Here is a 26,387-nt window from a genome sequence, read left to right on the forward strand (position 1 = left end):
TCTCCTCTAATACACTTTTCTATTCTAGACCAATAAAGAAAATCCTTCATGAATGAATGTTTAGGGGTTGCGAAGACTAACTAAAGCAATTGCAAATACAGCAAAGTTAAGCATTATTTTATTGACTGTCATTATTGATAAAGGTATAATTCATTTGTTTTTATAAATATACAGATTTCGACATGATTCGTCTGACGGTAAAATTGATTATTTCAAAACACTAAAATAAGGCAACGGCATTATATATATTTGCGAGAGATTAACCTTTACTCAATTCTTTATCCCGTTTCCTTTTCTTCATATTTTCTCTGAAGACAGCATGTAGGATATATCAATTATTAATGAAAAAAGAAGGTGGAAAAACGTTGTCACAAAAAGAAACACCGTTGTTCACAGGTTTAATTGAACATGCAAAAAAAAATCCAATTCAATTTCATATTCCTGGTCATAAGAAAGGTGCGGGAATTGATCCTGAATTTAGAAGCTTTATCGGCGATAATGCTTTATCAATTGATTTAATTAATATTGGGCCATTAGATGACCTTCATGCCCCTAAAGGGATGATCAAGAAAGCTCAAGAGCTTGCTGCAGAGGCATTTGGAGCGGATTATACATTTTTTTCTGTACAAGGGACAAGTGGAGCGATCATGACAATGGTTATGGCTGTTTGCGGACCAGGAGATAAAATTATTGTACCTCGCAATGTTCATAAATCAGTTATGACTGCGATTGTTTTTTCAGGAGCAATTCCAATTTTCATACATCCTGAAATTGATAAGAACTTAGGTATCTCACATGGAATTACAAATGATGCGGTAGAAAAGGCTCTTGAACAGCATCCCGATGCTAAAGGTGTACTTGTTATTAATCCTACTTATTTCGGAATTTCTGCTGATCTAAAAGAAATTGTTGAAATCGCTCATTCCTACAATGTTCCAGTTTTGGTAGATGAAGCACATGGTGTCCATATTCATTTCCATGAGGAATTGCCTTTAAGCGCAATGCAGGCTGGTGCAGATATGGCTGCGACAAGTGTCCATAAGCTTGGCGGATCGATGACACAAAGTTCTGTGTTAAATGTGAGAGGTTCTTTAGTGTCACCTCAGCGGGTACAATCGATATTAAGTATGATGACAACTACATCTACTTCTTATTTATTATTAGCATCACTTGACGTAGCTAGGAAGCGTTTAGCTACAGAGGGACGTGAATTAATCGATAAGACAATTGAGTTAGCTAATTATACGCGTGATAAAATTAATGCAATCAAAAATATTTATTGTATTGGCAAAGAAATTTTAGGAACAAAAGCAACCTTTGATTATGACCCTACAAAATTAATTATTCCAGTTTATGAACTAGGTTTAACGGGATATGACGTCGAAAAATGGCTTCGTGAAAAATACCAAATCGAAGTGGAATTATCTGACTTATATAATATTTTATGTATTATTACTCCTGGCGATACGAAGAATGATGTAGATACCCTTATTAAAGCCCTCCAGGAGCTCTCTAGTGAGTTCCAATTAAAAAAGGATGATCAAGACGTTAAGGCTCGTATTTTACTGCCTGATATACCTGTATTAGCTCTAACACCAAGGGATGCATTTTACGCTGAGACTGAAATCGTCCCTTTTAACGAATCTGCAGGTAGAATCATCGCTGAATTTATAATGGTATACCCACCAGGAATCCCAATCTTTATTCCTGGTGAGATTGTAACTGATGATAATTTAGCATATGTTACGAAAAATCTTGAAGTAGGGTTACCAGTACAAGGACCTGAAGATCCAACTTTAAATACAATTCGCGTGATTAAAGAACACCGTGCAATTCGATAAATTTGTTACTGTGAAGTTCACTGGGCGCTAAAACTGGATGTCAAAGTGTTATCCACCGTACAAAAATTTTATAATTTTGTAACAAAAATAAAGCACGCAACAAAATTGTTGCGTGCTTTATTCCCCCTTAAAAACTTTATATATAACCCCTTATTTGACCTCGACAACATTTATTTTCTGATCTTCTTTGCAGCAATTATGATGATTACATTTACCATATAATGTTGTCACTTTTTCTACCTCAATATGACCGATTGTAGAGTTGCAGTTTTGACAAACGATTGTTCCCATCTCCATACCCCTTTTCAATCATGATTTTATCACTCTCAAAGTCTTATAATCTTTGAAAGCGTTTAACCTTTGTTATTATTATAATAATATGTCACAATCGATCCGTCAAGTGTTAATTTGTATAACACATTTATTATTTTTAGAGGAATATGCATCCTTTATCAGAAATTTCATTACATACCATAGGAATAAAAGTACATTAAATACCAAACGCTTACACTTCTTAGTATATATTTAGAGCGAGTTAACAACTCCAAATACAACATTAAACAATTCACTTTATAGAAGCAGGATCAACCATTTTATATCCTTTTTCTTTTAACCTATTAACAATCCCTTCAAGGGCCGCATTTGTCCATTCTCTGTCGTGCATAAGAAGGTTTGCTCCATTTGTTAATAGCGAAGTATTCACCATTATCTCAACCAAGGCATCTTTATTCATATATTCCTTTTCCCAGTCATACCCATAAGTCCAGTTCATTAAGAGCATACCTTCTTTTGCTACTAACTTTTTACTATAGTCTGTATTGCTGCCGAATGGAGCACGAAAAAACCTTGGTTTTTCTCCAATAATTTTCTCAATTTGGGAGTTCAACTCCATAATTTCTGTATATTGCTGCTCTTCGGTTAAATCCTTCAAATTACGATGTGTCATTGTATGATTACCAATTTGAAAACCAAGATCATAGATTTCTTTTAACATTTTCTTTTTTTCATCCGTTTGAATAAAATGTCCATTTACAAAAAAAATCGCTTTAACATTTAATTTTTTTAAAGTTTTTGCCATTTCTAATGAATATTTATCAGGTGCATCATCGATAGTAAGTAAAACAACTCGTTCCTCAGTATCCTCATTTATTGGATTGACTGTCCAATTTACATCATTTAGTTCGTATAATGTTTCCAACTCGACAGGTTTTGCCACATCTATTACTTTCCCATCAACGGACTTTGCTGTATCCTCCATTTTGTCAGTAACATTTTCTAGCTTTATTTCATTTTCAGAATCTTTGTTAACCTTTTCAATAGCACATCCTGAAAGAAGGAGTAAAACTGAAAGTAGTAAAGTTACTAGATTTCGTTTCTTTAGCATACCTTTCCCCCATATTATTTAATTAATTAAGAATAGATTAAGTCTAATTGAATCACTATATACCTATGTGATGGTACACTCAAAAAACGTAAATTTTTCATAAGTATTAAAGGAGGAGTGTTATACATTTATGAAGAAGTTGACCCCTGTATTTATTATATCAGTAATTGTAACCTAACTATTTATCATTTGGGGATTAATTCCTAAGAGGTTTTTACCTAATGGAAACATTAGTGACGTTACAACAGCAATACAAGCTTTTATTATAGAAAAGTTTGGTTGGTTCTATCTTTTAACCGCAACTTTTTTCCTCATTTTTGCCATCAGCTTAATTTTTTCAAAATATGGTAATGTTAAATTAGGAAAGGACACTGATGAACCAGAGTTCTCATACTTATCATGGTTTGCTATGCTATTCAGTGCAGGTATGGGAATCGGGCTTGTGTTTTGGGGTGTTTCTGAGCCTATCTTTCATTATAGCGCGCCACCCACTGGTAATGGCTTTACAGATCAATCGGGACGCGATGCACTTAGATATTCCTTCTTTCACTGGGGATTACATCCTTGGGCAATCTACTCAACAATTGCTTTAGCTCTAGCCTATTTTACATTTAGAAAAGAGCAAAACGGAGTAGTTAGTAATATTTTACGGCCAATTTTAGGTGACAAAGTTGATGGTAAAACAGGTATTTTAATTAATTTCATTGCTGTTTTTGCTACTGTTTTCGGAGTTGCGACATCACTTGGCTTTGGAGCTGCTCAAATTGCTGGTGGTATTTCCTATCTTATAGAAGGAATCGAAAATAATTTTATAACACAATTAATTATTATCTTAATTGTGACTGTATTATTTATGCTTTCAGCACAAACTGGACTTGATAAAGGAATTAGATACTTAAGCAATCTTAACGTGATATTAGCTATTTCCTTAATGTTATTTTTACTTTTCGCAGGTCCTACAAATTTTATTATGGATCTTTTTACAACATCATTAGGAAGCTATCTACAAAACCTTCCTTCAATGAGTTTTAAAATGACACCCTTTCAAAGGGATAATACATGGGTTCAAGACTGGACAATCTTTTACTGGGCTTGGTGGATTTCGTGGGCACCCTTTGTTGGCACATTTATTGCACGTATCTCAAGAGGACGTACTATCCGTGAGTTTATAATCGGAGTGTTAGCTGTTCCCACTGTCTTTGGAGCACTTTGGTTGAAGCACTCCAAACAACAGCTGTAATTGCTGCTCTACCGTTGCGGTCATAATGATATTAATGGTTTTTTCATTGATAAAATCATTACAAGAGGAAAAGAAGCTTACAATATAATTACCTGAGTACCTATATGGTACTCTTTTTTTAAGTCTTTTCTAAGAAATTGTTGCATTTAAAACAAAAACTACTTCAGATTGATTGGAACAGATTGCGTGATACCTGCTTAGACCATCAGGGACAGGCGATTCTCATGCAAGCGTTTACGCCAAGGAGGCTCACCGCCACCCGCGCCCGCAGAAAACGAGCAACTTCGATGCAGCAATCAACCACACCACATTATTTGGTAAAAAGCACAAAGTTTGGCGAGTTAGCCTTTAATTAAGATCCAAAACACTAATATACAAAAACAAAGTTGAATAGTTGTTGCCCTAGCATAAAAAAGATAAGGCTTACAATAGAAATAAACATTGCTCCCTTTCTTGTTTTAAGCAGAGTAAAAGCAACCAAATAGGCCAAATAGAAAAAAACTAAAAGCAATATTGCTTTTGCAATCATACTATCCTTCTTTGAAAGCCATCCAACAACACTATAACCACTCCACAGAATAAGATGATAACAATAAACAGTTAATTTCATACCACCTTCTCCCCCTCATCTATACCTATATAAATCTTATGCGATAAAAATAGAAATCTTCCATCTATTAAGTGTCTTTCAGCAATTAGAAATGTTGAGTGTAGCCAATTACCTACAAGAGTTCAGCAATGTACCTCGCTTCTTTGCTAGTAAATGTAGGATAAAGGATTTATTTTTCAATTATGTAACAAATAGATGACAATAGGAAGAATCTTCAATAATTATGATAAAATAGGTGTAATTTAACATAGATTATACTTTAATAGCTATTAAGTTCCTTTATATACATACGAAATTAGACCTATTCGATACTAAATAAAAGAGGTGGGCAAAGATGACAAAATCAATACTCATTGCCTTCATCATTCCAGTTATTATTCTTTCTTCATGTGAAAATGTTCTTTTTTCACAAGGTACTACCGATGAAGAATTAACAAAAGAAAAGCAGCTGTTATTTTTTTCTGATGATGATAATATTGATCGTGAAGCAGTCTACTATGATGCATTACTTGATATAAAAAAGGAGTTCCCTGAAGAAATTGAAAATATGAAAGTTTTTTCTGAACATAGCGATAGTAAACAGTATGAGGTAGAGGTAGACATTTACCCATCGCTTTTAGTTATTGATAAAGATGGAGTTGTTGTTCACATCGAAGGAGCTGTTTTAACAAAGGAAGAAATTATGGAACCAATTGCTAACGCACTTTCACCCTGACATTTCGACCATGCCTTCGTTTCCCCATATAGAATCACCCCTTTTCTTGCCACGAAAAGGGGTTTCATTTTTCTCCAAAAAAAGAGGTGACTCTCAGCTGAGAGTCACCTCTTATAAGTAAAATAACATTACTTCACAATATGAATTGGACTACCAATCGCTACTTCTGCAGCTTCCATTGTGATCTCACCTAACGTAGGGTGAGCATGAATCGTCATTGCAATGTCCTCAGCTGTCATTCCAGCTTCAATCGCTAAACTTAATTCAGAAACCATATCTGAAGCACTTGGTCCAGCAATTTGTGCACCAATAACTAATCCATCCTCTTTACGAGTTACAAGCTTTAAGAAGCCATCCGTGTCATTAAGTGATAATGCACGACCATTTGCAGCAAATGGGAACTTAGCAGCGATTATCTCAATGCCATCTTCTTTAGCTCCTGCTTCTGTATAACCAACAGTTGCAAGCTCTGGCTCAGAGAATACAACAGCTGGAATACCTAAATAATCGATTTCAGCTTTTTCTCCAGCAATTGCCTCTGCAGCAATTTTCCCTTCATAAGAAGCTTTATGTGCTAATTGAGGACCTTCAACAATATCACCGATCGCATAAATGTTTGATATATTTGTGCGGCATTGCTTGTCGATTTTGATGATACCTCTATCGGTCATTTCAACACCAACTTGCTCTAAACCAAGCTCATCTGTGTTTGGACGACGTCCAACAGAAACTAACAAGTAATCAGCTTCAATTGTTTGCTCTTCACCTTTTACTTCAAATGTTACTTTTACGCCTGTTTCACTTTCTTCAACACTTTTTGCTGAAGCTTTAGTGTGAATTTCAACACCTTTTTTCTTAAGACCGCGTTTAACCAATGCTGTCATTTGCTTCTCAAATCCTACTAAAATGTCATCAGCTGCTTCAATGAAAGTTACTTCAGTACCGAAATTAGCATAAACAGAACCAAGCTCAATTCCGATTACTCCTCCACCGATTACAACAAGCTTTTTAGGAATTTCTTGAAGATTTAATGCACCAGTCGAATCAATTACACGGTTAGAGTATTTGAATACTGGAATTTCAACTGGACGTGAACCAGTTGCGATAATCGCATTTTTAAACTTATATGTTTGTGAAGATGTTTCATCCATTACTTTTACCGTTTCGTTATCAACAAAATATGCTTCACCATAAACAACGTCAACTTTATTACCTTTAAGTAATCCAGCTACACCGCCAGTTAATTTTTTCACAACACCTTGTTTAAACTCTTGTACTTTTGAGAAATCAACTGTCACGTTTTCAGCTTTGATACCCATATCTTCAGAGTGCTTAGCTGTTTCATAACGGTGACCTGCAGAAATTAATGCTTTAGAAGGAATACAGCCTACGTTTAAGCAAACGCCTCCTAATGTACCTTTTTCAACTACTGTTACCTTTTGTCCTAATTGAGCAGCGCGGATCGCTGCAACGTATCCGCCTGGACCTGCTCCGATGACAAGAGTATCTGTTTCAATTGGGAAATCTCCAACTACCATCGATTACGCCTCCATTAAAATTAATTGTGGATCATTAAGTAAACGCTTGATGTGGTTAAGAGCATTTTGTGCAGTAGCACCATCGATCATTCTGTGGTCAAAGCTTAATGATAAAGCTAGAACCGGAGCTACTACAATCTCTCCATCACGAACTACAGGTTTTTCTGCAATACGTCCAATACCTAAAATTGCAACTTCAGGATGGTTGATTACTGGAGTGAACCACTGACCACCAGCAGATCCAATGTTTGAAATCGTGCAAGATGCACCTTTCATTTCATTTGGAGCAAGCTTACCATCACGCGCTTTAGTAGCAAGTCCATTAATTTCATCCGAAATTTCAAAAACAGACTTACGCTCCGCATTTTTAACAACAGGTACAAGCAGACCTTTTTCAGTGTCGGCAGCAATACCGATATTGTAATAATGCTTTTGAACAACTTCTTCTGTTTTATCATCAAGTGAAGTATTCAGAACAGGATACTTTTTCAGTGCAGAAGTAAGAGCTTTCACTACGTACGGTAAATATGTTAACTTAATACCTTGCTCCGCTGCAACATTTTTAAATTGTTTTCTGTGAGCAACTAGGTTTGTTACATCAATTTCATCCATTAATGTAACGTGTGGTGCTGTATGTTTTGAGTTAACCATTGCTTTTGCAATTGCTTTACGGATTGGACTCATTTTTTCACGAGTTTCTGGTAATTCACCTTCAGGAATCGCAATAGCTGCTGGTTTCGCTTGTTTTTCTTCTTTAGCTGCAGGTGCTTCTTCAGCTGCAGCAGGGGTAGTTGCTACACCTCCGCCTTGAACGAACGTGTCTACATCTTCTTTTAATACACGACCGTTTTTGCCGCTGCCAGATACTTGACGGATATCAATATCTTTATCACGAGCATATTTGCGTACAGATGGCATTGCGATCACACGTTTAGACGGATCTATTTCAACTTCCTCTTTTTCCACGTCTTGACCAGCTTCAGCAGTTGCTTGAACTTGTGCTTCTGTTTTTTCCTCTTTTTTAGGCTCTTCATCACCGTGATCACCTTTAAATTTCAAGTCCTCATAGCCTGGTGCATCGAACGTAATGATTGTTTGTCCAACAGTAGCAACCGTACCTTCATCAACGTTTACCTCAGTAACCGTACCTTTAACAGGTGAGGGGATTTCAACAACCGCTTTATCATTTTGTACTTCTGCTAGAACATCATCTTCTTCAACTTTGTCACCTGGTTTAACAAACCATTTAACAATTTCACCTTCATGGATACCTTCACCGATATCAGGCAGTTTAAATTCGAATGCCAAAACATTCTACCTCCTTATGGAATAAAAAATAATTGGGAAAAACTTAGCTAAGTCGCCTAAATAATTTGGCGATAGTCTAAGGTTTCCTCACGCTATCATCAAGTATCTTAATTTCTAAGAAAAAATAAAACGCTCGTTTTATTATTAGAAATTAACTACTTTTTTAGCAGTCTCAATAATATCTTTGTAAATTGGTAACCAAACATTCTCAGCTTCAGTAAACGCATAAACAGTGTCAGGTGCTGATACGCGAAGTACTGGTGCTTCTAAGCTTAAAATTGCACGCTCAGTAATTTCAGCTACAACGTTTGCCGCTATCCCCGCTTGTTTTTGTGCCTCTTGGACAACAACTACACGGCCAGTTTTTTCAACTGAGGCAATAATCGTTTCAATATCTAATGGGCTGATTGTACGAAGGTCAACAACTTCTACAGATACCCCTTCTTTTTCTAATTCATCAGCAGCTTTTAGTGATTCATGAACCATTGCACCGTAAGTGATGATTGATAAATCTGTTCCTTCACGTTTTACATCTGCTTTACCAATTTCAATCGTGTACTCTTCTTCAGGAACTTCTTGACGGAATGAGCGGTATAATTTCATATGCTCTAAAAAGACAACTGGATCATTATCACGAATAGCAGAAATTAAAAGTCCTTTTGCATCATAAGGAGTTGAAGGAATAACCACTTTTAACCCTGGTTGTTGTGCGACAAGACCTTCTAAGCTGTCAGCGTGAAGTTCTGGCGTATGTACGAATCCACCAAACGGAGAACGAATTGTTACTGGTGCTGTCCAATGTCCACCAGAACGATAGCGCATACGTGCTAATTGACCACTTAATGAATCCATTACTTCGTAAACGAAACCGAAGAATTGAATCTCCATTACTGGACGGAATCCAGTTAAACTAAAACCAACTGTAAGACCACCAATACCAGACTCTGCAAGAGGAGTATCAAATACGCGATCTTCGCCGAATTCTTTTTGAAGTCCTTCCGTTGCACGGAATACGCCACCGTTAACGCCAACGTCTTCTCCGTATACGAGGACGTTTTCATCATTTTTTAATTCTGTGCGTAATGCATCAGTGATGGCTTGTATCATTGTCATTTGTGCCATGGCTTATTTCGACTCCTTTGCTTTGTAAATTTCATATTGCTCTTTTAAGTTATAAGGCATTTCTTCGTACATGATTTCCATCAAGTCCGTAACCTTTTGTTTTGGATATTTATCCGCTTTTTGAATTGCTTCTTTAATATCTTCTTTTGCTTGTTCTATTGTTTTATTTTCTTCCTCTTCGTTCCAGATGCCTTTTGCCTCAAGGTAAAGACGGAAGCGAACTAATGGGTCTTTTGCTTCCCACTCGTTTTCTGTTTCTTTTGTACGATAACGAGTTGGATCATCTCCAGCCATTGTGTGAGGACCATAACGGAATGTTAATGTTTCAATCAATGTTGGACCTTCACCATTAATAGCGCGTTCTCTAGCGTCGCGAACAGCTGCATAAACTGCTAATGGATCCATACCATCAACTTGTACACCTACAATACCTGCTGCAACTGCTTTTTGAGCAATTGTTTGTGCTGCAGATTGTTTTTCAACCGGTGTTGAGATTGCATAGCGGTTATTTTGAACAACGAAAATTGCAGGAGCTTTATATGCACCAGCAAAGTTAATGCCTTCATAGAAGTCACCTTGAGAAGCTCCGCCATCACCTGTATATGTGATTGCAACAGCTTGTTTACCCTTCTTCTTAAGACCAAGAGCAACACCTGCTGTTTGAATGTATTGTGCACCGATAATGATTTGAGGTGATAGGCAATTTACACCTTCAGGCATTTGGTTTCCATGGAAATGTCCACGTGAGAACAAGAATGCTTGGTACAAAGGAAGTCCATGCCAGATAATTTGTGGTACATCACGGTAACCAGGTAAAATCCAATCTTCTTTTTCCAAAGCATATTGAGAAGCAATTTGAGAAGCCTCTTGACCTGCGGTTGGAGCATAGAATCCTAAACGACCTTGACGGTTTAAAGAAATTGAACGTTGGTCCAAAATACGTGTATAAACCATTCGGCGCATAAGTTCTTTTAATTGCTCATCAGTAATGTCTGGCATAGCCGATTCATTAACGACTTTACCTTCTTCATTTAAAATTTGGAATGTTTCGAACTGCTTAGAAATAGCTTCAAACTGTTTCTTACTGTCAACAACAGTGCTTTTTGTTTTTGCAGCCATCTTATAACCTCTTCCTTTCCTTTTTAAGAGTGTTTGTTCGGACACATAATAAGCTCGGTAGACCTTAGGCAACTGATGTATGTACGGGTAGATAATAATCCGCATTGTTTAATCGTCACAAGGACTATTAGCTTTTCATGGCTTGAACTTGTTTAGTTATTAGTAAGAGAATTCCAATATGCACAGCTTTAGGTTACCCTAAAATATGATGAATGACACAATTTTTTTGAATTCAAACCTACTTAACTATTCACCACTCATGAGATTGCCTATAACTTTCTCTATGTATGGTTTAATGAACTTGTTTTGATCATTCTGTATTAGTTTTCTTTAATAGTTAACTAATACAACCTTAGTTAATTCATTAACAAGTTTACACTAATGTTTTCGAGTCCGTCAATTAGTTTGTATAAGGTTTTAAAAAAAGATTCTTCAAAAACATCCCTTTAAATTCTCCTTCTCTTTCAAGCTGTATTATTACAAAAAACAAAACTGTATTAGTGCTTTATAATACAGTTTTACTTTTTGAAAAGTCAGACAATAAACGTGTTTTTACCTCAAATTTCATTTTTCTAATTTAGTTCCAATTTTCAACACAACGATAAAAAACCCAATCACAAGGATTGGGTTTTTATAAAGCTAACTATTCACTTCTTCAACATTTAACTCAGCATTTTTATAGAAGTCTATTTTTAACTCATTATATTCCTCAGTTAATTTATTGAATTTTTCATTTTCTTCCATTACTTTCTTATATGAATCATTGACCTTCGTTATTTGCGCTTCAAGGCTTTCAAGTGTTAAGTCCTCTTTTTGAAGCATTATATATAATTCCTTATCAAGTGAAATTGACGTTTTATATGTGTTATATAAACTTTCATAGGAAGTGTAACGATCCTCCATTTTAGCTTTTAGATCTTTAGCTTTTTCTTTTAGCTTTTCGTCATCGATTTTTTCTATTTCTTCATTTACTGCAGCAAACTCTTTCTTTGAGGAGATAATACTGTCATATTCAGCCTCAATTTTTGATTCACGTTCATCTATAAGAGTAAGTGCTTCTTTAGATAGTGCCACTACCTTTTCGAATTCTTTCATTCCAAGGTTCATGATCTCATTATAAAGATCTGATTCTTTCTTCTCTAGCTCTAAAAGGGGCTGCTGTTGATCTTTAAAGGTATCCTCCAGGGTCACTACTTTTTCTAGTGTAGAATAAATATTTTCTTCTGGAGAAGGTCCCATACAGCCAGAAAGAAAGATTAATAGAGTAAAAGCTAACAAACTAACATTTAAAAAAGTGCTTTTTTTATTAGTAAACAAAAATATTCCCCCTAACGTTCAGACATTTTCTACTATAATGGGTTAAGCAGATTTTTACAATCATCATTCATCTAAACTTTTCGCATAAAAAATACTAGTATTAAAACTTTATACCATTTTATGTGCTTGTCTTTCATTTAGACCAATAAAAGATTAGTATCACTAATAGCCACGAGCAGAAAAAATAATGACGAATTCTTTTCGTTTTTAGCATCTTCCTTTATAATCTTATATATCATTAATTGATGTGCTATTTATAATACATATAAATGAAGTGGTCTTTCTATATAAAAGGAGTGTTTCATCATGATTACAATGGAGAATATTATAAGAGAAGGTCATCCTACATTAAGAAAAGTTGCAGAGGAAGTTACGCTCCCAGCATCGGAACAGGATAAAGAAACGTTATCTTTGATGATCGACTATGTTAAAAACAGCCAAGATCCTGAAGTTTCGGAAAAATATGGACTTCGTCCAGGGATAGGTCTTGCAGCACCACAAATAAATGTTGCAAAACGCATGATTGCAATTCACGTGGTTGACGAAAAAGGTGTACAGCATAGCTATGCTCTTTTTAATCCAAAAATTATGAGTCACTCTGTGGAAAAAAGTTATTTAACGAGTGGTGAAGGCTGTTTATCTGTTGATCGATCTGTACCAGGGATCGTTCCCCGCTATGCTCGTATTCGTGTAAAAGCAACAAACCTTGATGGTGAGCAAATTGATATTCGTTTACGAGGACTTTTAGCGGTCGTATTCCAACATGAGATTGATCATTTAAATGGTATCATGTTTTACGATCACATTAATGAATCTAACCCATTCCAAGAACCTGAAAATGCAATTGCGATTGAACGCTAATAAAAAAGTAAAAAAATAAGAAGGGTATGTCCCCTTCTTATTTTAATAATCCCAATTTTTCAACACCATAACGGATACCATCCTCATCAACTGGCTTTGTAATAAAGTCAGCAACTTCCTTTAAAGAAGGTACTGCGTTTCCCATAACTACTCCAGTTCCAACATATTCGATCATTTCTAAATCATTTAAACCGTCGCCAAATGCATATATATTCTCTCTTTGTATATTTAATCTTTTAGCGAGCTGCTTAATACCTTCAGCTTTTGAACCATTGGCAGGTAATATATCCGCTGAAACATCATGCCAGCGAATTAGCTTTAATTCTGAATATTGATTACTATAACGCTCTTCCTCACCGATTTCACAAAACAATAAAGTTTGATAAATATTACGATCAAGATAATAATCACGTTTTTGTTTCGGTGATGCAACTTTTAAACTTCCCATACTTTGTTCAATTAAAGGATGGTCGCCTGTAGTAGACATCATATTTTCTTCACTCATAAACACAAGTGGATGATTTTCCTTATCCGCAAATTGTAAAAGATGCTCTAACGTCTCTTTTTTCAAAGGATTCTCATAAATGACCTCGTCCTCAAACACTACATATTGACCATTAAAGCTAACGAAAGAATGTATATCTAATTCCCTTCGCAAATCCTCAAACATAAATGGTGCACGCCCAGTTGCTATAGCTACATGATGCCCATGATTTTTAAGATTTTTTATAGTGTCTCTAGTTGATAATGGAATTTCTTTGTTATGGTCTAGGATTGTCCCATCAATATCAAAAAAAATAACTTTTTCGTTCATAATTAAGGCTCCTTATTCTTGTACTATAGATGAATTAATAGCACGTTTTTTATTGGCTTTTGCTGAGCTTAAATAAACCCCAGCAAAAACAAATAGTAAACCAATTACCATATTAGCGGAGATATGTTCGTCTAGCAACAGAAATCCCCAAACCATAGCAGTGATTGGTACGATATATGTTACAAGTGAAGCGAACTCAGCGCTTCCTTCTTTCACCATAAAATAATAAAAAAGGTAAGCTAATCCAGATCCAAATACACCGAGTCCAATTAGTGATAAAAATATTTCGATTGAAAAACCTGAATATCCTTTGGTATGGTTGGTTACTAACATAAATGGAAAACTAATAATCATCGACATAAATAAAGTTGTAGTAGAAACAATAATGACTGGTAGATGTATTAAATATTTTCTCGCAAGCTGAGCACCTAATCCGTAACAAAATGTTGCTGCTAGCATCGTGCCCGCCCCAACAAAATTTTCATTCATAAGGCTCACAAAGTCTAAATTTAATAATAGGAGGATACCGATAAATCCTACGAAAACTCCAATCCACTGTTTCCCTCTAATAGGTACCATAAAAAAAATTGAACCAATTACAATTGTCCAGATCGGCGTAGTTGCGTTAATTACAGATGCGAGACTACTCGAAATGTTCATTTCACTCATAGCAATTAACCCAAAAGGCAAAACATTATTAAAAAGTGCTACAAAAACCAAAGGGATCCAAGGCAGATTTATTAATCGCAAATGGGAAACATCTTGTTTTTTGAAAAAAAATAAGATAAGTAGTAAAGTAACTGTCCCAAAAAAACAGCGCCAGAACACAACTCCCCATGGTCCTAATTCATTAACTAATAGTTTTATAAATAAAAAAGATGTTCCCCAAATCATACTCAAAGTAAATAGAGCACCGTATAATTTTTTCACTGATCCTTTCCTCCTGATGTTGTTATACGTAATATTTGAACTAGTAAGTGCAAATTTCAAGCTAATTCATTTTCAATTTATTGTCAATAATTTCGCACTCATTTTTCCACGAATCCCCATGTAAATGATCCAATCTTATTGCACATACTACCAATGAAAGTTTATAATGGACGGTTTCCCTCCGATTCAGTTTTTATAGCAAATCACTTTGCGTTTTTAAAAAATAGATAAAGGAGGTTAATATAAGATGCTAAAAAGATTAAAAAATTCAATTAGAAAACAATGGAAAGAGCTTTTGAAACGGAAAACCATTGCTTAGTGCTCGAATTACACTAATTGGCAGTTGGAAATACATGTTATCCAAACACATATAATAAGATTTTGCTTAAGTTCAATCCAAGATATTCGGTAAGTCTTTGGGGAAAAATTCGAAATAATAGTTGTTAAAAATAAAAAGAAGATTCGACACATTCCCCTCTAGGCTTGGCTTGTTCGTAAATATCGCATATAATAGAAAAAGTTAGTCTAACATACGGAAGCTAAGGAGAGATTTGGTAAATGATTTTCAAAGTGTACTATCAAGAAAAAATTACAGAGGTGCCAGTTCGTGAAAGAACAAACACTCTATATATTGAAGCAACAACTGAAGGGGAAGTACGCTCTAAACTAAAAGACCGTCCTTATAATATCGAATTTGTTTCACTATTAGATGGAGCATTTTTAGAATATGAAAAACAAAGTGAAAACTATAAAGTATTGGAGATTTGATCGTTATGAAATTTGTTAAGAATGACCAAGTAGCCGTTTTTGCCTTAGGCGGACTCGGCGAAATTGGTAAAAACACGTACGGTGTGCAATTCCAGGATGAGATCGTCCTTATTGACGCTGGAATTAAATTCCCTGAGGACGAGTTACTAGGAATTGATTATGTCATCCCAGATTACACATATTTACAAAAAAACGAAGATAAAATCAAAGGATTATTTATTACGCACGGACATGAAGACCATATTGGCGGTATTCCATACTTACTTCGTCAAGTAAACATTCCTATTTATGGCGGGAAGCTTGCATTAGGTTTATTGAGAAACAAACTTGAAGAGCACGGATTGCTACGTCAGACAAAATTAATTGAAATCCAAGAAGAAGACATTATTAAGTTCAGAAAGACATCCGTTACATTCTTTAGAACAACACATAGTATCCCTGATGCTTATGGAATTGTGGTGAAAACACCACCAGGAAACATTGTACATACTGGTGACTTTAAATTTGATTTTACACCGGTCGGTGAACCTGCAAACTTAACGAAAATGGCGGAAATTGGTCGTGACGGTGTACTTTGTCTATTATCTGATAGCACAAATAGTGAAGTCCCTAATTTTACTATGTCAGAAAGACGAGTCGGTGAAAGCATCAATGAAATTTTCCGAAAAGTTGATGGTCGAATTATTTTCGCTACATTCGCTTCCAATATTCACCGCCTCCAACAGGTAGTAGAGTCAGCTGTTACTCATGGTCGTAAAATTGCTGTATTCGGAAGAAGTATGGAAGCTGCTATTCAGATTGGACAAGATTTAGGATATATCAACTGTCCAAAAGATACGTTTGTTGATGCACATGAAATTAATCGCATGCCTGCTCACAGAGTAGCGATTTTATGTACAGGAAGTCAAGGTGAGCCAATGGCTGCCCTTTCTCGTATTGCTAACGGCACACATAGACAAATCCAAATTATCCCAGGAGACAATGTTGTTTTCTCTTCATCACCAATACCAGGTAATACACTTAGCGTGAGTAAAACAATTAATCAGCTTTACCGTGCTGGTGCAGAAGTTATCCATGGTCCTTTGAGCGATATCCACACCTCTGGACACGGTAGCCAAGAAGAGCAAAAGCTTATGCTCCGTTTAATGAAACCTAAATATTTCATGCCGATCCACGGTGAATATCGCATGCAAAAAACGCACGCTAAAACCGCAGTAGATTGTGGTGTAGAAGCTGAAAACTGTTTTATTATGGATAACGGTGAAGTATTAGCTATTGGAGACAATGAGGTTGGTGTCGCTGGTAAAATCCCATCTGGCTCTGTTTATATTGATGGTAGTGGAATCGGTGACATTGGTAACATCGTATTACGTGACCGTAGGATACTATCTGAAGAAGGACTTGTAATTGTAGTTGTTAGCATTAATATGAAAGACTTTAAAATTGCTGCAGGTCCTGATATCATCTCTCGTGGTTTCGTATATATGCGTGAATCTGGAGATCTTATTAACGATGCTCAATCGCTTATTACTAAGCATTTAAATAAAATCATGGAACGACGTACTAGCCAATGGTCTGAGATTAAAAATGAAATTACAGACACATTAGCACCTTTCTTATATGAAAAAACAAAACGCCGTCCAATGATCCTACCGATTATTATGGAAGTATAATTTCACAAATATTACATGAACAGAGTGAGAATGACTGAAAATGTCTTTCTCACTCTGTTTTATTTAGCATAGTCCTTCTTCGCATTCTGTATTTTCATAAATTTGGCAGTTGAATTTTTATGAAAAAAGACAGTCAAATGACTGCCATTTAATCTCCTAATAACCGTTTTTCAAAACGATTTATATCTGTATCTGCACCTATAACAATCAGGATGTCATTTTTCTTAATGATCTCATTTGCTTGCGGAGATACGATAATATCTTTGTTTCTTTTCATAGCGACAATATTAATTCCATATTTTGCTCGAATATCTAGGTCAATGATTGAATTTCCATGAAGTCGCTCATTTGCAACAATCTCAACGATACTATGCTCATCTGAAAGCTCTAAATAATCTAATACATTGTTTGAAATTATTTTGTGAGCAATACGTTTCCCCATATCTCGTTCAGGATGAACAATCCGATCTGCACCTATTTTAGATAAAACTTTTTCATGGTAATCATTCGTAGCTTTTACTGTGATATCCTTAACACCTAATTCCTTAAGAATTAATGTCGTTAATATACTTGCTTGTATATTATCACCAATTGCAACAATTACATGATCAAAATTGCGGATACCAAGACTTTTTAATACAGTTTCATCTGTGGTGTCTCCTACCACAGCATGTGAAGCAACATTCGCAAACTCATTTACTTTATCTTCGTCCATATCAATAGCCATAACTTCTAAACCCTCTTCACTAAGAGCTCTACAAATACTACCACCAAAACGACCAAGTCCAATAACTGCAAATTCCTTTTTCATATGTATTACCTCCGCTAACTAGAAAATATAATGCCTTTTATATCCGAAGACAACTGCTTTTCTTGTTTGACTATTTTATTATTATTTGAATCATTTCATGCAGAATCCAAGCTAACAAAATCGTACCATAATTTCTTTATTTTATACAGATGCCCTGCTATATACAAACAATAAAATAAAACTAATTTTTTACAGACTACATATTTTGCATACTTTAATATAGACACATCAATAAGATATTGATAAGGAGTATGGTAAAATAACAAGACAGATCATTACTGGGGGAATCCTATGTTTCAAAAACTTTACAATATCCTGTTTCCATACCTATTAGGTATTTGTGGTGGCCTTATATTTAGTATTTGTCATATTCCTCTTGCTTGGATTCTTGGTCCAATGACATTTCTTATTGTTTGGAGATCAATATTCGTTAGTCAGACTAGTCTACTTCAACCAATCTTATTAAAAAATGGATCATTTATCATTTTAGGAATTTCGTTTGGACTATCTTTTACAAAACAAACCTTTATTTCAGTGGGACCATATGTATTACCTTTCTTATTAACAACTGTCTTACTTATAATCATTAGCGTATTAAATGGTTTATTGATTAGTAGATTTGTGAATATTGATAAAAATACAAGTATCTTTGCTTCAATACCAGGAGGACTAACAGAAATGGTAGCGGCGAGTGAATCACTAAATGCGAACTCATCACTTGTAACCATCTTTCAAACTGTAAGACTACTAACCGTCGTATTTTTCGTTCCCTTTGCGATCCTTCATATGTTTGAGCCTCAGTCAGGCATTCATTTAACTCATGCTAATACAAATCAAGCAAGCATTTTTTCGTTTGGATGGTTCTTTTTAGCTGGTTTTGTAGGCTGGTTATTTAGAACTAAGCTACCTGCCGCTTTTGTTATCGGGCCACTCCTTACAACTGCGATTTTGAACATTATTGGTGTTTCACTACCTATATTCCATGATGTTTTTATGGTCTTTGCACAACTGACAATAGGGATTGGCTTTGGTTTGATGATTACATTTAATGATTTGAAACAAGGTGGGAAGTATTGTGGCTTATATTTTGTGACAACAATACTTTTAATAGGAGCAAGTTTTGGTTTAGGGTATCTGTTCACGTTATTAACTGATTTAGATATAGCAACTGCAATGTTATCCTTAGCACCAGGTGGTCTTGTCGAGATGGTGTTAACAGCTTCAACTATTGGTGCAGACCCTGCCGTGGTTAGCTCTTTACAATTTATTCGATTATTATTTATTATTAGTTTTGTTCCTAGCATCTTAAAATATGGGTTAAAAAAGGTCTCTAACGAAAGACAAATCGGGGAGAAAAATCATTCAGCATAGAAACTTCTCTGAAAAAATTTCACATTTCTATTGAACATGATAACTTTAATGTTACATGTTATATAAAAAAGCTAAGGGTTTAGCAATTATGTTTAACTATATCCCCTAGCTTTTCTATTTATAAATCTATTTATAAGAAGTTTCCAATTTCAGCTTACAAACCATTGCCTTAATTTGAAAATAGTCAATATCATCTGGAAGTGCTTCTTTTAGTGGTTTTAGCATCTCCGTACCAAGCTCAAATACTTTTTCTACGATGATTGTCTCCTGCTCATTTGTAACGATCTGAGACCAATCTATTGGATTACCTTCGCTAACAGCTCTAATTAGATGATTTTGAACGGTAATTTCAGACAGTCCTCTTTCCTTACATATCTCTTTAATCGTTTGACCGTCACGATATAATTGATAACTAGTGAAATGACTTGCTGAAGTATCACTTTCAACAGTTTGGGTGTCAATGATATTTTCATGTTTTATTGGAGTTTTTCTCTCAATCTTCATGTACTTACAAATTGCTGCTATAAAGTCGTCTCCATAACGTTCTAGTTTCGTTTTCGCAACTCCCTTTACTTCTAAAAAATCTTCTTCTGTTGTCGGACACTTGCTGCTCATGTCTTTCAAACTACTATCTGAAAAAATAATATAAGGTGGAACCCCAAGATTTGATGCTAATTCTCGTCTTACCTGCTTCAACATTTCAAATAATTCATCATTTGCTTCAATAGATTCGATTGTCACTTGCTCTTTTTTAAATACCTGTTGTTTTTCTACTATTACGGTTCTTGCTTTATTACTTAACACTAAAACAGGGAATTGTGAATTCGTTAAGGCAAGATATCCTTCTGCAATAAGAAAATCGATAAAATCCACGATTTGTTTTTCTGTTTTACTTTTCATCAATCCATAAGTTGATAGCTTGCCAAAACCAAATTGGGAAATTCGTTTATTTTTTGAGCCCTTCAATACTTGTGCAACCAACGTCTTACCGAATCGCTCGTCCATCCGTTTCACACAAGAAAAGACCATTAATGCCTCATTCGTCACATCTATTTTAGACCTAGTGTCCCTGCAATTCATACATTTACCACAATCAGAGGATGGAGTAGATTCACCGAAATACTCAACAATGTACGTTTGAATACATTTTTCGGTATGACAAAGATCCACCATTTGTTGTAGCTTTTGGTATTCGTGTACCTTTTTTTCATCACTCAATGTTGTCTGCTCGATTAAAAACTTTTGCAACTGAATATCCTGGCCAGCGAACAAAATGGTACACTCGCTCTTTTCACCATCCCGACCTGCACGACCAGCCTCCTGGTAATAAGCTTCTATGTTTTTCGGTAAGTTATGATGGATCACGTATCGAACATTTGACTTATTGATCCCCATTCCAAAGGCATTTGTCGCGACCATCACATTCAGCTGATCAAATAAAAATTGATCTTGTTGATCAGCTCGTTCTTGTTCAGCTAATCCTGCATGATATTTGCCTACTTTTACGCCACTCTTTTTTAAAAATTGTGATAAGTCATCAACTTCTTTTCTCGTAGCAGCATAGATAATACCCGCATGATCTCGATTCGCTTTAATATACTTCGTAATATAATCCCGCTTATTTTCACCTTTAATCACATTAAATGTTAAATTATCGCGTGCAAAACCTGTTACATACGTATTTGAAGAAGATACATTCAATAACTGACAAATATCAGTCGTAACTTCCTTTGTTGCAGTAGCTGTCAATGCTATGACGACTGGCTTTTCAACAAAATCACTTATCATCTTTTTAATACTTCGATAGCTTGGACGGAAATCATGACCCCATTGTGAGATACAGTGAGCTTCATCAACTGCGATTATTGAGACATTCATCGATAAAAGTAATGTACGAAACGATTGGGTTTCAATCCGCTCTGGAGCAATATAGAGAATTTTATATACTCCGTCCTTCACTTCTGAAATTCGTTCATTCAATTCACTAACAGATAAACTACTATTAATATAAGTTGATGGAATACCAACACTAGTAAGTGCATCAACTTGATCCTTCATTAATGAGATTAACGGTGAAATAACGATCGTAATGCCATCCATAAGTAAAGCTGGAATTTGATAGCAGATCGATTTCCCTCCACCAGTCGGCATGATTGCTAATGTATCATTTCCTTTTAAAACACTTTCTATAATTTCTTCTTGACCCTTTCTAAAAGAAGAGTACCCAAAATAATCATTTAATTGTTTTTCAGCTTGCTGTAACATGTAATCACCCTAGCTTTTTGATGGTTCTTGTAAACTTACAATTTTCATTTTCTAATTCTAGTATAACATGTTTAGATTGAAACATTTCTCTATTGATCAAATTTGAATTTTACCAAAAATGGATAAATTGAATTTAAATACATATTGATCGGTCAAAAAAAACTAACTCATTGATATCCTCTAAAAGAGAATCAAATGAGTTAGTTTTACTTATCTTACTTATGAATCCAAACGGCTCCTGCGGTATTATCTCGGGATTCACCAATTACTTCAAATTGCAATCCATATTGTGGAACAATTCGACCAGCGTCCGGAAGATCTGAGTCGATATAGGAGTTAGAATCATCAAATTTACGTGTTCCAGTTAAACTTAAAAATTCATATAATCCACGGGTTGGTGAATCAACAAGAAATTCAGGTGTTTTGTCTAGTGAAAATGCAGCGTCAGCCACTTGGTAACGTGTACTCTGAGATACGGTAGCTTGTCCATTTAATGTACCGAAAACAGCCTCTGGATGTGAGTCAACAACTCCTAAGAAACCTGCTCCTGGATGTATACCCACCCAGTTATCTGTATAGCTTTCATCACCATACCAAACTACTAATCCAGTATTATAAACAGCTCCACGTGAATAGGCTAAGGCTTTGTCTGAACCAGAGTAGTTTCTCCACTCAAGGTAATAGTAGTTTTTAGCTTTAGAGTAACCATTTGACGTGATGAAACCATCTAATGTTACTTTAACCTCTCCCTCTGCATTATCTGTGAAGATTACAGTTTCATCAGCCGTTACTGAAAGCTCATCAATTGCAAAACCTGCTGGAGCTAAACCGCCGTCTGTTACATATTCAAAGACTATTTTTACCTTTTTACCAGCAAATTGACTTAAATCATATGTGAGATTAGCCCACTTACCTAAAGTTGACTCATAGCCATCTTTTGTATTTTCATCACCTATTACGTCTAGTTGAATCGGTTCTGCACCTTCTGATACAGCATTGATATAAACATAATCATAATCAAACTCAACTTCATAGAAAGCTTTTGCATTAAATGTAGCTGAATTTACATTAGTTAAGTCAAATTCAGGTGTTTCTAATGTTGTGTGTAGATCATCACCTTTTGTACTGTAATAATACTTGTTGCCAAATTCAGGTAATACTCCTTGAACATCCTTCTCTGGCAAATTCACTTTTACAATACCAGGATTTTTCGATTTTGTAACACTTTGATCAATAACTGAGGCAAATCCTTTTTTATCGATATCATCATAATCAACCTCTACAATATTTGCCCAGTTTCCACCCATCGTTGTTTGGAAAAACTCCTTATTTTGTGGTGAAAAGCTTGTCGGAGCTGTCCCTGCAATATTTCCATTCCAGCTACCTCCGCTCATGATTGACCAGGAAGCAACAGGCTCACCATGACCAGAGTATTGTGTATCATATTCATCAGGCAATCCTAAATCATGTCCAAATTCATGGGCAAATACCCCTACAGCACCGTCTTCAGGTTGAATCGTATAATCAAATGCACCCATTCTGCCACCCCAATAGTCTACCTTAGCAGTTGACCCTTCTACAGGATAAACGCCATCCAAGGTCCAGCGGTGTGACCATACGGCATCATTACCTAATTTACCACCACCAGCCTCCTGACCTGTACCTGCATGGATAATCATTAAATGATCAACTAATCCGTCTGGTTCATTTTGATTTCCATCACCATCAAGATCATATAAATCAAATTGATCATACTCAGCTAAATCGATGCCAGATTCAACAGCTGAATTTAAAGCATCCTTTACAAGATCACGCGGGCCTTGTGGATCTAAGTTGTCGTGCCCACCTGCAGGATTATCGTCACCATATTCTCGAGCATTACCTGGGACAGTTAACCAATCTGAAACAGTTCCATCTACCGTGTAGCTTCCTCCTGATTGCTCCTCATAAAATTGTTTAAATGTTTTAACCTTTTCACCATTAAAAAGCGTAAATTCTCTATCACCAAACATTAATTTTTGATAATGCTCACGATTAAAATCACTTGCATACATATATCCGTCTTCTTGTACAACATTGTTATGTTTAAAATCTTTAAATTCTGTTAGTAACACTAGTACTTTATCAGTGCGAACACTACCATTATATTTTGCTTGTTTAGCAGAATCTACTTTTACATAGCCATTAGGTTTTCCCTTTTTATAATTTTTGTGACCTTTATTTAATTGTTTTGTTAATTTTTCCTTTTGTTTCTGTAAGAAGTCCTTCGATTTTTTATCAATCAGTTTTTCAGTTGAGTGATCATGTGAATCGACTTTCTCCTTAACACCCTGCTTTTTCTCAATATAATCTTTTACTGCCTTTTTCACTTGTGAAGCTGTTGCTTTTTTTGAAATAACTCCTTGCTCCTTCAGTGCTTCTCCAAGTCGGTCTTCAGGTACAATGTTCCAATCAATTGGAGCTGATTCCGGAATTTCTGAAGCAGCTTGTACACTTGAAGATAACGGAAAATATGTACCGAAAAGTAATCCTCCAGCCACAACTGAACTTGCAGTCATTTTAAACACTTTGTTCCATCGTCTGTTTTTTCGTTCAATAGCCCTTTTTAATTTCCGCAAAAATAGTCCCCCTTTTCACAAATTACTTTTCTAGTAAAAATATTAGCAACTACAAATCTATTATAAATTTTATATGAATATAATAAATAGTCCGAAAATTCCATTTTTTAAAATTAAATTACATTCGTTTGTCCTATTTTTTAAACATTAAATAGGTATATGTAAGTGCTTACAAAATAAAACACATTGATATTTTTGTCGTATTTACTCTTCTCTCTTGTCAAATCCTCAACTAATAATCTACTTTTTTAATTTAAAGTATTCATTCACTTAAATACTTTAAATCATTTTTTCTTTAAAGCTTTTAATAAACTAAGAAAGCTTTTCCAGAAAACAAATATACAATATCCATATGTGATCTGCTGTGAAATCCTGTATGTTTTATGACATCAATATGACAATATGATGACGGTCTCTTATCAAAATGATGTCAGCCCCCAAAAAACAACAAACTTCTACAAACTCTATAAGAAAGTTAGTAGAAAAGAGGTTTGATTAAATAATGTTAGCTAATAATGAACTCGGAATAGATTTGGGCACTGCAAATATATTGGTTTATAGTAAAAATAAGGGGATTATTCTTAATGAACCATCCGTTGTTGCAATTGATACAACAACAAAAAAAGTGTTGGCGGTTGGATCTGAAGCAAAAAGTATGATTGGAAAAACACCTGGAAAAATTGTCGCGGTAAGACCACTTAAAGATGGAGTCATTGCTGATTATGATATTACGACAGATATGTTACGACATATAATGAAAATTGCTTCACGTAAGCTTGGCATGTCAATGCGAAAACCTACAGTTGTCGTTTGTACACCATCAGGAGCTACATCTGTCGAAAGAAGAGCAATTGTAGATGCGATTAAGAGCTCCGGAGCAAAACAGGTCCATTTAATTGAAGAACCTGTGGCCGCTGCGATTGGTGCAGATCTACCTGTAGATGAACCGATAGCGAATGTAGTTGTTGATATTGGTGGTGGAACAACTGAAGTTGCGATTATTTCATTTGGTGGAGTTGTTTCTGTTCATTCTATTCGTATTGCCGGTGATCAATTAGACGAAGATATCATTCAATATATCCGTAAAAATTACAACCTTTTAATTGGTGAACGAACTGCAGAACAAATGAAAATGGAAATTGGCTATGCGCTAGTAAAACATGAGAAGGAAACAATGGACATTCGTGGCAGAGATTTAGTGACTGGACTACCAAAAACTATTAACGTTTCCTCTTTTGAAATGCAAGATGCAATTAAAGAATCTTTATTACACATTTTAGAGGCAATACGCGCCACACTGGAAGATTGCCCCCCTGAGCTTAGTGGAGATATTGTAGATCGAGGAGTCATCTTAACAGGTGGTGGAGCTTTAATGAAAGGTATACAGGATTGGCTTAGTGAAGAAATCGTTGTTCCTGTTCACATTGCTCCAAATCCATTGGAATCAGTTGCAATCGGTACAGGTAGATCGTTAACTGTTATTAGTAAGCTCCTAAAAACTGCAAAGTAGAGTACAGTCTCACATTTTTATAAAAAAATTTTTTTAAGCTACCAGCTAAAAAATTCACTAATAAAAACACCAACTAACTAGAAATCTAAAAAGCTCATGTAGAATTATTCTTCTCCATGAGCTTTTTTATTATTATTTAAAACTCCCATCTTACTGGAAAAAATTTCTTTAAACAAATCCACATAAAAGATATCAAATTCAAGTAGTCTTTTTTATCAAAAAATCAACTTTACATAAAATTTACATAAAAAACAGCATCTTTTCCAATTTTTTTGAATAAATTATGTTTGGCTTACTAGTTATGGAGTGATGGATTTTATGGTGCTATTTAAAATTTTTTTTGAAGATTAATATGGCAATGAAACTTTTTCAGCAGCCATTTCGTCTTTTATATGAATACATTGGGAGGTTAATTTGTGAAAGATCTTAGTAGACGTATTATCATTAGTTTAACTTTAGCTGTCATCATTATGGGAGGTATGAGTGTATCCCTTGCGAATATGCCAGCGAGCCCAGCAAGCAATGATGAAATTGTCCAAGTCCAAGGAGAGTAACTAGAAAGGAAGGTAATA

Annotated in this window: 21 protein-coding genes and 1 pseudogene; 9 read left to right on the forward strand and 13 right to left on the reverse strand. The window is 35.2% G+C overall.

Annotation, left to right across the window (positions count from 1 at the left end; genetic code table 11):
• Nucleotides 1-365: 365 nt before the first annotated feature.
• A complete protein-coding gene (locus WCV66_RS20615; protein ID WP_338786690.1) occupies nt 366-1,841 on the forward strand; it encodes an aminotransferase class I/II-fold pyridoxal phosphate-dependent enzyme in 1,476 nt (491 codons plus the stop codon).
• 150 nt (nt 1,842-1,991) lie between these two features.
• On the opposite strand, the gene WCV66_RS20620 is transcribed toward WCV66_RS20615, so the two are convergent.
• Both WCV66_RS20620 and WCV66_RS20625 read right to left on the reverse strand, forming a co-directional pair.
• A complete protein-coding gene (locus WCV66_RS20620; protein ID WP_207975194.1) occupies nt 1,992-2,132 on the reverse strand; it encodes a GapA-binding peptide SR1P in 141 nt (46 codons plus the stop codon).
• A gap of 274 nt (nt 2,133-2,406) precedes the next feature.
• A complete protein-coding gene (locus tag WCV66_RS20625; protein ID WP_338786691.1) occupies nt 2,407-3,225 on the reverse strand; it encodes a polysaccharide deacetylase family protein in 819 nt (272 codons plus the stop codon).
• 184 nt (nt 3,226-3,409) lie between these two features.
• Here WCV66_RS20625 and WCV66_RS20630 point away from each other — a divergent pair.
• Nucleotides 3,410-4,438: pseudogene (locus WCV66_RS20630) on the forward strand (BCCT family transporter); the annotation flags it as partial.
• Nucleotides 4,439-4,832: 394 nt separating this feature from the next.
• On the opposite strand, the gene WCV66_RS20635 reads toward WCV66_RS20630, so the two are convergent.
• Nucleotides 4,833-5,075, reverse strand: coding sequence for a hypothetical protein (locus WCV66_RS20635; RefSeq protein WP_066330580.1), 243 nt, complete (start codon nt 5,073-5,075; stop codon nt 4,833-4,835).
• 334 nt (nt 5,076-5,409) lie between these two features.
• Here WCV66_RS20635 and WCV66_RS20640 point away from each other — a divergent pair, with 334 nt between their 5' ends.
• A complete protein-coding gene (locus tag WCV66_RS20640) occupies nt 5,410-5,790 on the forward strand; it encodes a hypothetical protein (protein ID WP_338786692.1) in 381 nt (126 codons plus the stop codon).
• A 128-nt stretch (nt 5,791-5,918) separates the two neighbouring features.
• On the opposite strand, the gene lpdA is transcribed toward WCV66_RS20640, so the two are convergent.
• From lpdA to WCV66_RS20665, 5 genes are all read right to left on the reverse strand, one after another.
• A complete protein-coding gene (lpdA, locus tag WCV66_RS20645) occupies nt 5,919-7,328 on the reverse strand; it encodes a dihydrolipoyl dehydrogenase (RefSeq protein ID WP_066330585.1) in 1,410 nt (469 codons plus the stop codon).
• Between the two features lie 3 nt (nt 7,329-7,331).
• Nucleotides 7,332-8,636, reverse strand: a complete 1,305-nt coding sequence (locus WCV66_RS20650) for a dihydrolipoamide acetyltransferase family protein (RefSeq protein WP_338786693.1) — start codon at nt 8,634-8,636, stop codon at nt 7,332-7,334.
• A 144-nt stretch (nt 8,637-8,780) separates the two neighbouring features.
• The gene (locus WCV66_RS20655; RefSeq protein WP_066330589.1) at nt 8,781-9,758 is read right to left on the reverse strand and encodes an alpha-ketoacid dehydrogenase subunit beta; all 978 of its coding nucleotides are present in this window, start codon (nt 9,756-9,758) and stop codon (nt 8,781-8,783) included.
• Nucleotides 9,759-9,761: 3 nt separating this feature from the next.
• On the reverse strand, nt 9,762-10,877 hold the full coding sequence (gene pdhA, locus WCV66_RS20660) for a pyruvate dehydrogenase (acetyl-transferring) E1 component subunit alpha (RefSeq protein ID WP_066330592.1): 1,116 nt from the start codon (nt 10,875-10,877) through the stop codon (nt 9,762-9,764).
• A 639-nt stretch (nt 10,878-11,516) separates the two neighbouring features.
• The gene (locus WCV66_RS20665) at nt 11,517-12,194 is read right to left on the reverse strand and encodes a YkyA family protein (protein WP_338786694.1); all 678 of its coding nucleotides are present in this window, start codon (nt 12,192-12,194) and stop codon (nt 11,517-11,519) included.
• 306 nt (nt 12,195-12,500) lie between these two features.
• Between WCV66_RS20665 and def the strand changes: the two genes are divergently transcribed.
• Nucleotides 12,501-13,055 carry a peptide deformylase gene (gene def / locus WCV66_RS20670; RefSeq protein ID WP_066330594.1) on the forward strand — a complete coding sequence of 185 codons (555 nt, stop codon included), beginning with the start codon at nt 12,501-12,503 and terminating at the stop codon, nt 13,053-13,055.
• Nucleotides 13,056-13,092: 37 nt separating this feature from the next.
• Here the strand turns inward: def and WCV66_RS20675 are convergent, their stop codons facing one another.
• Both WCV66_RS20675 and WCV66_RS20680 read right to left on the reverse strand, forming a co-directional pair.
• Nucleotides 13,093-13,869 carry a Cof-type HAD-IIB family hydrolase gene (locus WCV66_RS20675; RefSeq protein WP_066330596.1) on the reverse strand — a complete coding sequence of 259 codons (777 nt, stop codon included), beginning with the start codon at nt 13,867-13,869 and terminating at the stop codon, nt 13,093-13,095.
• A gap of 12 nt (nt 13,870-13,881) precedes the next feature.
• On the reverse strand, nt 13,882-14,799 hold the full coding sequence (locus tag WCV66_RS20680; protein WP_338786696.1) for a DMT family transporter: 918 nt from the start codon (nt 14,797-14,799) through the stop codon (nt 13,882-13,884).
• Between the two features lie 558 nt (nt 14,800-15,357).
• Here WCV66_RS20680 and WCV66_RS20685 point away from each other — a divergent pair.
• On the forward strand, nt 15,358-15,567 hold the full coding sequence (locus WCV66_RS20685) for a DNA-dependent RNA polymerase subunit epsilon (protein ID WP_066330601.1): 210 nt from the start codon (nt 15,358-15,360) through the stop codon (nt 15,565-15,567).
• A gap of 5 nt (nt 15,568-15,572) precedes the next feature.
• On the forward strand, nt 15,573-17,240 hold the full coding sequence (gene rnjA / locus WCV66_RS20690) for a ribonuclease J1 (protein ID WP_066330603.1): 1,668 nt from the start codon (nt 15,573-15,575) through the stop codon (nt 17,238-17,240).
• Nucleotides 17,241-17,388: 148 nt separating this feature from the next.
• Here rnjA and WCV66_RS20695 read toward each other — a convergent pair whose 3' ends face one another.
• Nucleotides 17,389-18,051 carry a potassium channel family protein gene (locus WCV66_RS20695; RefSeq protein WP_066330605.1) on the reverse strand — a complete coding sequence of 221 codons (663 nt, stop codon included), beginning with the start codon at nt 18,049-18,051 and terminating at the stop codon, nt 17,389-17,391.
• Nucleotides 18,052-18,342: 291 nt separating this feature from the next.
• Between WCV66_RS20695 and WCV66_RS20700 the strand changes: the two genes are divergently transcribed.
• Nucleotides 18,343-19,422, forward strand: a complete 1,080-nt coding sequence (locus WCV66_RS20700) for an AbrB family transcriptional regulator (RefSeq protein WP_338786697.1) — start codon at nt 18,343-18,345, stop codon at nt 19,420-19,422.
• 126 nt (nt 19,423-19,548) lie between these two features.
• Here the strand turns inward: WCV66_RS20700 and recQ are convergent, their stop codons facing one another.
• Both recQ and WCV66_RS20710 read right to left on the reverse strand, forming a co-directional pair.
• Nucleotides 19,549-21,687 (reverse strand): DNA helicase RecQ, encoded by a 2,139-nt coding sequence (recQ, locus tag WCV66_RS20705; protein WP_338786698.1) that lies wholly within the window; start codon nt 21,685-21,687, stop codon nt 19,549-19,551.
• A 215-nt stretch (nt 21,688-21,902) separates the two neighbouring features.
• Nucleotides 21,903-24,245 (reverse strand): immune inhibitor A domain-containing protein, encoded by a 2,343-nt coding sequence (locus WCV66_RS20710; RefSeq protein WP_338789506.1) that lies wholly within the window; start codon nt 24,243-24,245, stop codon nt 21,903-21,905.
• A 562-nt stretch (nt 24,246-24,807) separates the two neighbouring features.
• Here WCV66_RS20710 and mreBH point away from each other — a divergent pair.
• Nucleotides 24,808-25,815 carry a rod-share determining protein MreBH gene (gene mreBH, locus WCV66_RS20715; RefSeq protein ID WP_066330609.1) on the forward strand — a complete coding sequence of 336 codons (1,008 nt, stop codon included), beginning with the start codon at nt 24,808-24,810 and terminating at the stop codon, nt 25,813-25,815.
• A gap of 416 nt (nt 25,816-26,231) precedes the next feature.
• Nucleotides 26,232-26,369: a protein YkpC gene (locus WCV66_RS20720; RefSeq protein ID WP_185653115.1), complete on the forward strand. Its 138-nt coding sequence runs from the start codon at nt 26,232-26,234 to the stop codon at nt 26,367-26,369.
• Nucleotides 26,370-26,387: the final 18 nt, after the last annotated feature.

This window comes from Metabacillus rhizosphaerae (assembly GCF_037201795.1).
GTDB lineage: Bacteria > Bacillota > Bacilli > Bacillales > Bacillaceae > Metabacillus > Metabacillus rhizosphaerae.

Coding starts and splice junctions, on each gene's coding strand:
- mreBH (WP_066330609.1), top strand. CDS start 24,808: ATGTTAGCTAATAATGAACTCGGAATAGATTTGGGCACTGCAAATATA.
- WCV66_RS20710 (WP_338789506.1), bottom strand. CDS start 24,245: ATGACTGCAAGTTCAGTTGTGGCTGGAGGATTACTTTTCGGTACATAT.
- lpdA (WP_066330585.1), bottom strand. CDS start 7,328: ATGGTAGTTGGAGATTTCCCAATTGAAACAGATACTCTTGTCATCGGA.
- WCV66_RS20675 (WP_066330596.1), bottom strand. CDS start 13,869: ATGAACGAAAAAGTTATTTTTTTTGATATTGATGGGACAATCCTAGAC.
- WCV66_RS20635 (WP_066330580.1), bottom strand. CDS start 5,075: ATGAAATTAACTGTTTATTGTTATCATCTTATTCTGTGGAGTGGTTAT.
- WCV66_RS20625 (WP_338786691.1), bottom strand. CDS start 3,225: ATGCTAAAGAAACGAAATCTAGTAACTTTACTACTTTCAGTTTTACTC.
- WCV66_RS20685 (WP_066330601.1), top strand. CDS start 15,358: ATGATTTTCAAAGTGTACTATCAAGAAAAAATTACAGAGGTGCCAGTT.
- WCV66_RS20700 (WP_338786697.1), top strand. CDS start 18,343: ATGTTTCAAAAACTTTACAATATCCTGTTTCCATACCTATTAGGTATT.
- rnjA (WP_066330603.1), top strand. CDS start 15,573: ATGAAATTTGTTAAGAATGACCAAGTAGCCGTTTTTGCCTTAGGCGGA.
- def (WP_066330594.1), top strand. CDS start 12,501: ATGATTACAATGGAGAATATTATAAGAGAAGGTCATCCTACATTAAGA.
- WCV66_RS20620 (WP_207975194.1), bottom strand. CDS start 2,132: ATGGGAACAATCGTTTGTCAAAACTGCAACTCTACAATCGGTCATATT.
- WCV66_RS20655 (WP_066330589.1), bottom strand. CDS start 9,758: ATGGCACAAATGACAATGATACAAGCCATCACTGATGCATTACGCACA.
- WCV66_RS20640 (WP_338786692.1), top strand. CDS start 5,410: ATGACAAAATCAATACTCATTGCCTTCATCATTCCAGTTATTATTCTT.
- WCV66_RS20695 (WP_066330605.1), bottom strand. CDS start 18,051: ATGAAAAAGGAATTTGCAGTTATTGGACTTGGTCGTTTTGGTGGTAGT.
- pdhA (WP_066330592.1), bottom strand. CDS start 10,877: ATGGCTGCAAAAACAAAAAGCACTGTTGTTGACAGTAAGAAACAGTTT.
- recQ (WP_338786698.1), bottom strand. CDS start 21,687: ATGTTACAGCAAGCTGAAAAACAATTAAATGATTATTTTGGGTACTCT.